8 protein-coding genes and 1 tRNA gene are annotated in these 9,973 nt (G+C 70.6%); 7 read left to right on the forward strand and 2 right to left on the reverse strand.

The window, feature by feature from the left end:
- Positions 1-4: 4 nt before the first annotated feature.
- The 6 genes from tmk (at position 5) to ricT (ending at position 5,859) form a co-directional block, all read left to right on the forward strand.
- Positions 5-2,092 (forward strand): dTMP kinase, encoded by a 2,088-nt coding sequence (tmk, locus tag HCA58_RS18085; protein ID WP_346776034.1) that lies wholly within the window; start codon positions 5-7, stop codon positions 2,090-2,092.
- Positions 2,092-3,306 carry a DNA polymerase III subunit delta' gene (locus HCA58_RS18090; RefSeq protein ID WP_169599019.1) on the forward strand — a complete coding sequence of 405 codons (1,215 nt, stop codon included), beginning with the start codon at positions 2,092-2,094 and terminating at the stop codon, positions 3,304-3,306. The genes tmk and HCA58_RS18090 overlap by 1 nt, the downstream gene beginning before the upstream one ends.
- A 186-nt stretch (positions 3,307-3,492) precedes the next feature.
- Positions 3,493-3,822, forward strand: coding sequence for a YbaB/EbfC family nucleoid-associated protein (locus HCA58_RS18095; RefSeq protein WP_169599020.1), 330 nt, complete (start codon positions 3,493-3,495; stop codon positions 3,820-3,822).
- Between the two features lies 1 nt (position 3,823).
- Positions 3,824-4,129 carry a hypothetical protein gene (locus HCA58_RS18100; protein ID WP_169599021.1) on the forward strand — a complete coding sequence of 102 codons (306 nt, stop codon included), beginning with the start codon at positions 3,824-3,826 and terminating at the stop codon, positions 4,127-4,129.
- Positions 4,129-4,827, forward strand: coding sequence for a hypothetical protein (locus tag HCA58_RS18105; RefSeq protein ID WP_240956427.1), 699 nt, complete (start codon positions 4,129-4,131; stop codon positions 4,825-4,827). The genes HCA58_RS18100 and HCA58_RS18105 overlap by 1 nt, the downstream gene beginning before the upstream one ends.
- 192 nt (positions 4,828-5,019) lie before the next feature.
- Positions 5,020-5,859: a regulatory iron-sulfur-containing complex subunit RicT gene (ricT, locus tag HCA58_RS18110; RefSeq protein WP_169599022.1), complete on the forward strand. Its 840-nt coding sequence runs from the start codon at positions 5,020-5,022 to the stop codon at positions 5,857-5,859.
- Between the two features lie 125 nt (positions 5,860-5,984).
- Here ricT and HCA58_RS18115 read toward each other — a convergent pair whose 3' ends face one another.
- Positions 5,985-7,772 (reverse strand): metallophosphoesterase, encoded by a 1,788-nt coding sequence (locus tag HCA58_RS18115; RefSeq protein ID WP_169599023.1) that lies wholly within the window; start codon positions 7,770-7,772, stop codon positions 5,985-5,987.
- A gap of 128 nt (positions 7,773-7,900) precedes the next feature.
- Between HCA58_RS18115 and HCA58_RS18120 the strand changes: the two genes are divergently transcribed.
- A tRNA-Thr gene (locus HCA58_RS18120) sits at positions 7,901-7,973 on the forward strand.
- Between the two features lie 863 nt (positions 7,974-8,836).
- Here HCA58_RS18120 and HCA58_RS18125 read toward each other — a convergent pair.
- On the reverse strand, positions 8,837-9,973 hold a 1,137-nt coding region (locus HCA58_RS18125), incomplete at its 5' end, for an IS1380 family transposase (protein ID WP_169599024.1).

The raw sequence follows: 9,973 nt of genomic DNA on the forward strand, positions 1-9,973 counted from the left end.
GCGTATCCGGCCGTTCCGCCGGCTCTGGATCGTGCTCGGCGCGGCCTCCTTCGGTGACTGGCTCGGCCTGCTCGCCACCAGCGTCTTCGCCGCCGCGCAGGTGGAGGGGAGCACCGCCAAGGGGGCGGCCTTCGGCGGCGTGATCGCCATTCGGCTGCTACCCGCCTTGCTACTCGGCCCGGTCGCCGGAGTGCTCGCCGACCGCTTCGACCGGCGCTGGACGATGGTCATCTGTGACCTGCTGCGATTCGTGCTCTTCGCCTCCATCCCGCTCTACGCGCTGACCGGCGCCAGCGGCGCACGGGTGGTCAGCTGGGCGGCGATCGCCACCTTCCTGATCGAGACGGTCACCCTGCTCTGGATCCCGGCCAAGGAAGCCGCGGTGCCGAACCTCATCCCGCGGGCCCGGCTGGAGTCGGCCAATCAACTCACCCTGATCACCACGTACGGACTGACCCCGGTCTTCGCCGCGATCGTCCTCTCCTCACTCGACGGCATCATCCGGGGCGCCACCGGTGGCGAGATGCCGGACTGGGCCCAACCGGCCCAACTCGCGCTCTGGTTCAACGCCTTCTCCCGGCTCGCCACCGCGGTTGTCGTGGCCTTCGGCATCAAGGAAATCAGTCAGGGGCAGACCGACGAACGGGAGCGCACCGAGCAGAGCATGCTGCGCCAGTTCACCGAGGGATGGCGATTCATCGGGCAGACCCCGCTGGTGCGCGGGCTGGTCCTCGGCATCCTCGGCGCCTTCGCGGGGGGCGGCATCGTCATTGGTACCGCCCGGTTCTTCGCCGATTCGCTCGGTGCCGGCGATGCCGCGTTCTACCTGCTCTTCGGCGCGATCTTCATCGGCCTGGCGATCGGCATCGGCCTCGGGCCGATGATCGTGCGGGAGATGTCCCGGCGTCGCTGGTTCGGCATGAGCATCGTGCTGGCCAGCGCCTCGGTGATGACGCTGGCCTTCGCCATCCACCTGTCCATGGCGCTTGTCGGCGCGGTTCTCGTCGGGGCCGGCGCCGGGATGGCCTTCCTCTCCGGCACCACCCTGCTCGGTGGCGAGGTCGCCGACGAGGTACGCGGCCGGGTCTTCGCCGTGGTGCAGATCGGCACCCGCCTCGTACTGATCCTGGCCATCGCGCTCGGAAGCCTGCTGGCCGGTGTCGGTGGTTCCCGCACGTTCACCATCGCCGACCTCGGCATCTCCGTCTCCTCCACCCGCCTGCTGCTGCTCGCCGCCGGTGCCGCCGGCATCTTCGCCGGGATCAGCGCCTTCGGACAGATGGACGACAAGAAGGGCGTACCGGTCCTGGCAGACCTGTGGGGGTCGATCCGGGGCCGTCCGCTGATGCCGGCGGAGCCGTTCGTCTCAGCCGGACTCTTCGTGGTCTTCGAGGGCGGCGAGGGTGCCGGCAAGTCGACCCAGCTAGGTGAACTGGCCGAGCTGCTTCGTCGCCAGGGACGGGACGTGGTGATCACCCGGGAGCCGGGCGCGACCGTCATCGGTGCCCGGATCAGGTCGCTGGTGCTGGACACCGCGACCGACGAGGCGCCATCCCCGCGCGCCGAGGCGCTGCTCTACGCCGCCGACCGGGCCCACCACGTGGCCACCGTGGTCCGGCCCGCCCTGACCCGGGGCGCCGTCGTGATCAGCGACCGGTACGTCGACTCGTCACTGGCCTACCAGGGTGCCGGCCGGACACTGCCGGTCGACGAAGTTTCCTGGCTCTCGTCCTGGGCCACCGGCGGGCTCAAGCCCGACCTGGTGGTGCTGCTCGACGTCGATCCGCATACCGGGTTGTCCCGGGTGGCTGCTCGCGCGGAGAGCGCCGACCGTCTGGAGTCGGAATCGGTCGCCTTCCACGAGCGGGTCCGTTACGCCTTCCTCGATCTCGCCGCCGCCGACCCGAAGCGTTACCTGGTGCTCGACGGCGCCCGCCCGGCCGAGGAGATCGCCGAGCGGGTCGCCCGCCGGGTGGAGGAACTTCTCGGCAGCCCCGACGGGGTCGAGCACCCGGGGCCGGCGCATGGCCCGGACACCTCGGTACAGCCCGAGTTATCCCCGTCTGAGCTGGTGACGACGGAGCGGAACTGATGTCGGGCGCCTTCGCCGACCTGGTCGGGCAGGACGAGGCGGTGCAGACGTTGCGCCGGGCCGCCGCAGCTGCCGCCGCCGTGCTGCGCGCCACCGGTGAGCTCGAGACAGCCGGCAGCGCCGACCCGGGCGGGGGGATGACCCACGCATGGATCTTCACCGGCCCGCCCGGCTCAGGCCGGTCGGTCGCGGCCCGGGCCTTCGCCGCCGCACTGCAGTGCCTTCAGGGCACCGGCTGCGGTGGGTGCCCCGGCTGCCACACCACCCTCGCCGGCACCCATGCCGACGTCCGGCTGGTGGTGCCCGAGGGGCTTTCCATCGGGGTGAACGAGATGCGGGCCCTGGTGCTCCGCGCAGCCAGTACGCCGTCTGCCGGTCGCTGGCAGGTCGTCATCATCGAGGACGCCGACCGGTTGACCGAGGCTGCCGGCAACGCACTGCTCAAGGCGGTGGAGGAACCGCCACCGCGTACGGTCTTCCTGCTCTGCGCGCCGTCCACCCACCCGGACGACATCTCGGTGACCATCCGGTCGCGGTGCCGGGTGGTGCCGCTACGCCAGCCGGCGGCCGAGGCGGTGGCCGAGGTGCTGGTCGGTCGGGACGGGATCGCTCCCGACGTGGCCCGCTGGACGGCCGCCGCCACGCAGGGCCACGTGGGGCGGGCCCGTCGGCTGGCGCGTGATCCGCAGGCCCGCGCAAGGCGGGCGGCGGTGCTCGCGGTGCCCCGTCGGCTGACCGGGGTGGGTGCCGCCTTCGACGCCGCGTCCGCGCTGATCGAGGCCGCCGAGGCTGAAGCCGAGGCGTCTGTCGCGGAGATCGACGCTGCGGAGCGCGCGGCGCTGGAGACGGCGCTCGGTGCCGGCGGCACCGGGCGGGGGGCGGCCGGCGCCGCCCGCGGCACGGCCGGGCAATTGAAGGAACTGGAACGACGGCAGAAGTCGCGGGCGACCCGGGCGCAGCGGGACGCGCTCGACCGGGCCCTGGTGGATCTCGCCGCCTTCTACCGGGACGCGTTGACCGTGGCGCTCGGTGCGCCGGTGACACCGGTGCACTCCGACACCGCCGACATGGCTGAGGCGGGTGCCCGTAGCTGGCAGGCGGAGGGGGCGTTGCGGCGCCTGGAGGCGGTGCTCACCTGTCGCAGTGCGATCGAGGCCAACGTCAAACCCCGAATCGCCGTCGAGGCGATGATGCTCGCCCTCTGGAAGGGTTGACCACCGCTCGGCGGACACCTCGGCGAATCGCCGGTGCCGGTCGGGTCGACGCGTCTGCGGCTGTCGTCCTGCTGCCGGGACCGTCGTCCGCCGCCATCGACAGGCGCGATTCACGTGCGGTACGGTCCGGTGTGCCGTGGTGACGGTGGCGGCACGCACGGTGATCAATTCGGGAGGAGTCCGGCGATGCCGCGGGGCGAGATCGACGAGGCATGGATCGAGGAGGCGGTTCGACGCTACCGCCGCATCGAATCTCTCCAGGCCGAGTTCGACCAGGCCGTGGCGACGGTCGAGGTCACTGTTCGCTCGCCGGACGGACTGGTCGAGGTGGTGGTCACCGCCAGCGGCCGGATCACCGACGTGCGGTTCCTCGGCCCGCTGCACGCTCGGGCACCGCGGGACGTCGCCGACTCGGTGCGAGCAGCGGTCACTGCCGCCGCCGACGCCGCGGAGTGGGCGAGGGAGAAGCTGCACAACGAAACCTTCACCGCGTACCGACCCTTGACGGGGGCCTGAGATGGACAGCCTTCGTACCCTGGCCAGCCGCCTCGACGAGGCGAGTGCCACGCTCACCGCTCTCTCCCGGTCGGTCACCGCCGGGGACCCGGCACAGGTGGCGTTCGGTGCCGACGCGCCCGGCCGACCGGGCGAGGTGGGGCGAGCGTTGCACCGTCAGTGGGTGACTGCCACCGGTGACCGGGCCCGGGAGGCGCACAACGCGTCCATCCAGGTGGCGTCCGTGGCCGCCGCGCTACGCGAGGCCGCCGACCGCTACTCCGACACTGACTCCGCGATCTCCCGCCGGCTCGCCGGTGAGGCGTGATGGATCTCCTCGACCGGCTCGCCGAGCCCGGCCTCGACCTGCTGGGCCGGGTCGACACGCTGCTCGCGGCCGGTGCTCCCGAGGGGCACCGGATCTGGCCGTTGCTACGCCGCATGCAGGTGTTGCCCGGCGACGGGCTGCGCGGCTTCCTCGACCTGCGACCAGCGCCGCTGGCCACCGCCGGGCACACCGTACGCCGGCACGTGCACGGCTACGACCACGCCTGCGCCGTGCTGACCGACCCGGTGCCCTGGTCCGGTACGGCCGCCTCGGCGTACGGTCACTCCCGGGCAACGCTGCTGCGGCATCTGGACGAGGGCCCCGACAGCCTGGTCGGGCGGCTGGAGGCAACCGCCGGCTACGCCGACGCACTCGCCGACTGGGCGGAAGGCAGTCGGCTCGCCGTCGCTCGGACGCTTGCCGAGGCGATCGGCTCGGCCGAGGCGGTAGCCGTCGTCGTCGCCACCTCGGCCAGCCGGCCGAGCGCGGATGTCGGGACGCCGGGGTCCGGTGGGCTCGCCGCCGCTGAGATAGGTGCCCGGGTGCTGGGGGTGCTCTGCGTGGCGTACGACGGCGTGGAAACCCTACTGCGGCAGTGGTCACCGAGCCTGGCGGAGTCTCCGTGGCGGCCGGGGCGGCTCCGACCGGACACGGGTGGTGAGCCGGCGGGTGGGCGGCCGACCCGCGTCGATTGGTGACGGCTCACCGCGCCTACCGGTCAGCTGTGCCGCAGGGCTGCACCTCGCGGAAGCGGGCCGCAGGAAACTCGGATTGGTCCGCCGTACGCCCGGTGCCGCTCGCGGACATCCTCGTGAGTGGAGCGTACGGTGGGCGAAGTCGCCCACCGATCGACCCGGCGCGTTCCCGCCCGCGCGACGTAGGGTGAACAGATGGGCATGCTCTGCGCGGTCAGCTTCCAGCGGTACGGGCGCCTCTACTACCTCGACCCCGGTGAGTTGCGGCCGCAGGTGGGCGACAAGGTGTTGGTGCCCACCGACGACGGCCCCGAGGTGGCGGAGTGCGTGTGGGCGGCGCAGTGGGTCACCGAGGAGACCGCAGGCTTTCCCCGGCTGGCCGGGTTGGCGCAGGAGGAGGATCTACGCCGCGACGAGGAACTACGGCGACGGAAAGCTGAGGCGAAGGTCGCGGCCAAGCGGCTGATCCGTGAGCACGGTCTGCCGATGAAAGTGGTGGCCATCGACCACGTGCTCGGTGACGGCCAGGGTGGTGGGGAGCGCAGCACCATCTACTTCACCGCCCCGCACCGGGTGGACTTCCGTTCCCTGGTCCGCGATCTCGGCGCGACTTTGCACTGCCGGGTGGAGTTGCGTCAGCTCTCGGCCCGCGACTCCGCTCGGGTGCAGGGTGGCATCGGCTCCTGCGGACGGGATCTGTGCTGCGCCACCTTCCTCAACGACTTCGAGCCGGTCACCATCCGGATGGCGAAGGATCAGGATCTCCCGCTCAATCCGCTGCGCATTTCCGGCGCGTGCGGCCGGCTGATGTGCTGCCTCAAGTACGAACATCCTCTGTACGCGAAGTTCGCCGAGTCCGCCCCGGCGATCGGTGCCCGGGTGACCACGCCGGACGGGGAGGGCCGCGTGGTCGGTCACAGTGTCCCGCGAGACGCCGTCACCGTCCGCCTGGACGCCGACGGCTCCCGCTCCAGCTGCTCCCGCGCCGACGTCTGCGGCCCCCGCCGAGCCCACGACCAGCACCCCACCCCCTAACCCCACCCGTCCCCGTCCCACCCATGTCCCACCCATGTCCGCGTTGATCATGAGGTTGGCGGCAATATCGATCTCTGAAACTGCCGCCAACCTCATGATCAACGCGGACGGGGTGGGGGTGGGGGTCAGGAGAGGGTGATGGGGGGTTCGGCGAGGCGGGGGGTCAGCGGGACGGTGGGGGTGAGCCAGGAGGATTCGGGGGACTGGTCGGGATTGACCTGCCAGGTGCGGGCCACCCGGTCGACGGCGATCGGGTAGAGGGTCAGTGTGCCGTCGACATCGATGCGCATCCTGACGAAGCCCTTGGCGTCCTCGATGCCCTGCCCGGCGAACAGCTCGTTGACGTTCACCCCGAACGCGCTCGCGAGCAACAGGTACCCGGCCACCAGCTGGCTGGCCACCAACCCGATCACCGGCAGGTAGACCACTGCCGCGGCCACCGCCGGCAGCGGCCAGGACCAGTCGTGGAACGGCAAGGCGAGCCAGGCCCACGTACCGGCGGCGGCCAGCCCGACATGTGCCAACCCGTGCCCGACGCCGAGGACCCAGTGCCGGGCGTGGCGTTTACCGCTGGAACTGGGCGGCTTCGCGAACATTGCCGCCGCGAGCACCGTCACCAACACCATCACCACCAGCGGCACGCTGAACAGCCGCTGTTCGGATGCCTCGGACCGGAAGTCGGCCACCCCGGCCATGGAGAGCATCAGCAGGGTCTGTAGCAAACCCAGCAACGTCGAGAAGCCCGGGTTGCGGCGCGGCAGCCGGGCGAAGATCCCCCAGCCGTACCGGCGGGAGCGGGCGGCGTCAGGGTAGCGACCCGCCAACTCGTACGCCTGGGACGGGCTGGACCGGCGGGCCAACGTGTCACGCGGCGGCACCTCGATGAGCTCGGGTAGCTTGTGCGTCGGGGAGAGGTAGGCCCCGCCGCTGCCGGAGGTGACCAGCTGCCGCCCGTCCGGCCCGGTGTACCGCGCGTAATGGTGCAGGTCACCCGAGATCAGCAGCCGGACCTGGGCGCCCGTCGGCGCGACGATGGTCCGAATGAAATAGTCGATCGAGTCGTACGCGGTGGGCTTGTCGACGGCCTTGACCCAGGACGGGGCCGGCACCGCCAGGATCACCCGGCTCTGCGGTCCGAGCCGCGTCGCCACCGCGTCGAAGTAGGTGAGCTGCGGGTCGTCGACGTACGAGCCGGACTGGTCGTCGAGACCGAGCAGCCACCAGTCGGCCGGCAGTTCGGCGGCGAAGTACGACCGGGACTGGCCGGTACGCCAGCCGCCGAAGTGCCGGTCCCGGGTCCGCACGAACAGTCGCAGGAACGCGGTGAGCCCGTCGTACCAGTCGTGGTTACCGGGGATCGCGAAGATCGTCGGCTGTTCCGGCGGGGTGGCCGGCAGTGCCGTCTGGTACGGCCCCTTGCACCGGTCCTCGTACGCCGCGTACTCGGCCGACGGATACACCTGGTCGCCACCCATCACCAGGGTCTGTGCCCGGGGCAGCCGATATCCGTCCACGATGAGCTCCCGCTGGGCGAGCAGGTACGCCACCGAATAGGTCGCGTCGAACCCGTCACCCAGATCGGCCACATAGTCCAGCCAGAGCCCCCCGTCCGGCCCCACCTGGCGGGAAATTTCCGCGTCCAGCGCCTTTTGCAGTTCCCGCTTGTCCAGGTAAGCCCCGAACAGCATCGCCAGCAGCGTACGCAGGCCGGTGCTGATCAGCAGGAACGGCGCGAGCCACGGCACCGGCTTACGGGGTGTGAAACCCAGTTCCAGCGGATCGGTGCTGCGGGGCCGCCTGGCCGCCCGACCTCCGGCGGCCTCCCCGGCGTACGGCCCCTGCTGCGGCGTCCCGTTGCGAGGCGAGGGCCCGACATTTTCCGGTTCGTCGCGAGAGGTGTGATCGTCGGTCATTCGCCGCAGCGTAGTGCCGCCCGGTTGACCCGACGACCCCGGAAACGCCCGGGTGCCCGGTTCACTCGATCCGGCGGCCAAGCCCGCTCGGCCGCGGAGCGGCGCGTACCGTACACTTGACCACCGTTGCCGCCTTAGCTCAGTCGGCAGAGCGACGCACTCGTAATGCGTAGGTCGACGGTTCGATTCCGTCAGGCGGCTCAAGGAGAGGCCCTGACCAGCGGGTTCGCTGGTCAGGGCCTCATTTTCATCGATGGGGTTTTGAATCGCCCCCCGAAAACCCCCCAATAACGCCTGCATGCGATCAGGTTCGACCGCCCGACGCGGCCCATGATCACGTCGGGCGGCTTGTCGCCCGACCAGCGACAAGCTTCAGGCGGGTCGATGCCTTCGCAGACACTGGGGCCAGGATGGCAAGAGAACCCCGCCGCCTTGGTGGACCATCGCGGGGGCCGGTGGTCGCCGAGCCGATGGCGCGGGATGCCTCCAGGGCGGACGCGTGCGACTGGCCCTGTCCCAAGCCCGTTGTCTATGGGGTCAGTTCGATGACCGAGCGGCGGGTTGCGTGATCACTACCGGAAGCAGCGCCAGCCGGACCAGGCGTTGTTGGTCGCCTACTGCGTGCATGGCGAAGTCCTGGCGCTGGAGTGGATCGCTGCTGCCATCCAGCGTCCTGATGAAACGAGGGTGCTCGGTGATGACCCTCGCCGCCTTCCTGATGATCGCGCTAGTATCGGCGATGTGTCGCAGGAATAGGATGACGGCGATGGTGGTGTCGCGCCAGACGGTGTAGCCGAGGAGTTGGTCGACCGCCTTTTTGAAGTCTGTCGGTCCCGGCCAGAACTTGCACTCGCCGATGAATGCGTCGCGGCCCTCCCACCTGAGCCTCGATCCACCGACGCGGTTCGTGATGGTCGTGGTCGAATAGTTTGATTTCGAGCGATTCTCGGGGTGTGGCGGAGTCGCCGATTACGTGATCGGCTTGCTCCGGGGTGGTCGTTCGAGGTGGCAGCGGGGTTCGTGGCCTGCGGTTGGGCCGCCTGGTTCTGGTGGGTATGGGTTGTTTAGCCGGGTGTGATGCGGGCGGCGGTGAACAGGTTGTCGAACGCGGCCTGCCAGGGCCAGTACTCGGGTAGGTGCAGGTAGACGGCTCGGGCCCGATGTGCGAGACGGGCAGCGACGTTGATGATCCGAGCCCGGATGGTGGCGGTCCGGGCCGCTGGCCAGGCTCCGGCGGCGAGGTGCCCGGCAGCGCGGGTCAGGTTGTGGGCGATGCTGGCGCAGGTCAGCCAGGCGGCGTTCGCGTTGAACCGGCCGGACGGCAGGTGCGCGAGCGGGCCGGCGATCAGGTCCGCGTTGATCTGCTCGATGACCGCGTGTTGGCGGTGCTGGGATTCGGCCTGCACGAGGGTGAACGGGCTGTCGGTGAGGACCGCGTGATACCGGTGGGCGGGCAGGAGTTCTTCCTGGCCCGGGGCCTGGTTGGGGTCGTTGCGGCGGATCCGGCGCACGATCAGCCGGGCGGTCACCTGGTGGCGGGTGCCGGCGAACGCGGTGTACTCGGTCTCGGCGATCTGCGCGTCGGAGATCCACCGCTGCTCTTCTTCGTCCCAGACCGCTTGTGGATATCGGATGTCGATCCACTGGTCTTCGGCGATGCTGTCGCACGCCGTGCGGATCTTGGTGTCGATGCGGGTGGTGACCGAGAACCGCACCCGGTGGCGGCGGCAGGTGCTGATGACCGCCTTGGCGTAGAACGCCGAGTCGGCCCGCACGACGATCTCACCGGTCGCGCCACACGTGCGGGCGGTGCCGATGGTCTCGGCGATCATACTGGCAGCGCCCTTGCTGGAGCCGGTGTTCCCCGAACGCAGCCTCGTGGCCGCGACGACCGGCGCCGACAACGGGGTGGACAACGTCGCCACGAGGGGGTTGTAGCCGCGCAGCCAGACGTTGTAGCCGCCGACCTTGGCGTGACCGAACCCGATGCCCTGCTTCTGTTTGCCGTAGACCCGGCGCAGCATCGAGTCGATGTCCACAAAGCACAGCGTGTCCGCGCCGGCCAGGAGCGGTGTCCGGGCGGCGAGGCCGACCAGAGTGTCGCGGGCGGCGGCCTGCAACTGCCGTACATGGCCGTGGGTGAAGGTGCGCAGGAACGAACCGAGCGTCGAGGGCGCGTACACGCCGGTGAACAGTGACCG

Source organism: Micromonospora sp. HNM0581, from assembly GCF_012726175.1.
GTDB lineage: Bacteria > Actinomycetota > Actinomycetes > Mycobacteriales > Micromonosporaceae > Micromonospora.

What these genes read in the sequence shown, in the direction of transcription:
- HCA58_RS18095 (WP_169599020.1), top strand. Translation starts at nt 3,493, where the DNA reads ATGCCGCGGGGCGAGATCGACGAGGCATGGATCGAGGAGGCGGTTCGA.
- HCA58_RS18105 (WP_240956427.1), top strand. Translation starts at nt 4,129, where the DNA reads ATGGATCTCCTCGACCGGCTCGCCGAGCCCGGCCTCGACCTGCTGGGC.
- HCA58_RS18115 (WP_169599023.1), bottom strand. Translation starts at nt 7,772, where the DNA reads ATGACCGACGATCACACCTCTCGCGACGAACCGGAAAATGTCGGGCCC.
- HCA58_RS18090 (WP_169599019.1), top strand. Translation starts at nt 2,092, where the DNA reads ATGTCGGGCGCCTTCGCCGACCTGGTCGGGCAGGACGAGGCGGTGCAG.
- ricT (WP_169599022.1), top strand. Translation starts at nt 5,020, where the DNA reads ATGGGCATGCTCTGCGCGGTCAGCTTCCAGCGGTACGGGCGCCTCTAC.
- HCA58_RS18100 (WP_169599021.1), top strand. Translation starts at nt 3,824, where the DNA reads ATGGACAGCCTTCGTACCCTGGCCAGCCGCCTCGACGAGGCGAGTGCC.